The organism is Legionella sp. km772 (assembly GCF_003989735.1).
Taxonomy (GTDB): Bacteria; Pseudomonadota; Gammaproteobacteria; order Legionellales; family Legionellaceae; genus Legionella.
In genome coordinates, this window is the sequence record NZ_RZGQ01000375.1 from 1 (window position 1) to 1,038 (window position 1,038).

Genomic DNA, 1,038 nt, shown 5'->3' on the forward strand with positions numbered 1-1,038 from the left:
TCAAATAATCACTATAAAGATCAAGCATATCCATTTAATTCCCTCCCTAAAATTAAGGGCGGAATTCTAATGCTTTTTAGTCAAACTACAAGTTTATGTGCGTAACATGAGTTAATTATCTTTTTGGTCAACTCTCCAAAAATACCCTGAGTTTTGATTCGAGCTACGAACGAGGAGAGCCTGATGAGGCCTTAGCCGAATTTAGCCAAGAATTAGCTAATTTTTTTGCGCAACGTAAAGTTGAATTTAGTAAGCAATGGACGAGTGCAGGAAAAGAGGATTTGGATTTTTCCAAAACTTTACTGGCGTTGCTAGATAATCTTGCCTCGAAGGGAGATGTTGAAGCGAAAAAGAAACTGATAGCCGATTTGGAAATCCTTGCGCCTACTATCACCAATGTAAAACTTAAAAATTTAGTGGATAGGGGAATGATTAACTTAGGTTATGGCTCACTATCAAGTTTTTTAACCCAAGCTCAACTTACTGGGTTTAGTTTTTCCACCAGAGATAACATCGCCTTACAATATCAAAAGCTTGATGAAGCAAGAGGAGATGTACTAACCTTCGATGATGAAGAGGACGATGAACTCCTTAAAAATAAAGGAATTGAAGACGAGGATGATTTTGAAATCTTGGATATTGATGATAAGCATTTAGCTAGTGATATCTTACCGAGTAAGGACCTTGAGGCCCAAGTTAAATTAGCTCAATCCGAACAATTAGCTCATGTTGATGAGTTAAATGAAGAGGCGCGAAAAAAACTGGAGCAGGAAAATCCAAATCAAGCAACAATAAAGATTTGACTTTTGCTATTAAGAGCAAAATAATGACATTATGTTGTACACTATGCCATAAAATAAAAACCTCTAACAGCAGGAGACTTTATGCCTACGCCTATTTTTAAAATGGTTGATGCCTTAACTAACTCATGTTACGCACGGTCAATTTTAAGCTGCCATATTTTTAAGCTCCTGCCAAGCAATCTGGTTCGCTCTAAGAATCAATTTGTACTTAATAGCAAAGTGATTTAAATGAGTT

At 36.3% G+C, this 1,038-nt stretch carries 2 protein-coding genes; both read left to right on the forward strand.

From position 1 onward, the window contains the following. Positions 1-281 precede the first annotated feature (281 nt). Positions 282-803, forward strand: a complete 522-nt coding sequence (locus tag ELY15_RS15985) for a hypothetical protein (RefSeq protein WP_127101765.1) — start codon at positions 282-284, stop codon at positions 801-803. 81 nt (positions 804-884) lie between these two features. Continuing rightward, positions 885-1,031, forward strand: coding sequence for a hypothetical protein (locus ELY15_RS16340; RefSeq protein WP_158617542.1), 147 nt, complete (start codon positions 885-887; stop codon positions 1,029-1,031). Positions 1,032-1,038: the final 7 nt, after the last annotated feature.

Bases quoted from the DNA above. Each gene is read 5' to 3' on its own strand.
- ELY15_RS16340 (WP_158617542.1), top strand. From the start codon at position 885: ATGCCTACGCCTATTTTTAAAATGGTTGATGCCTTAACTAACTCATGT.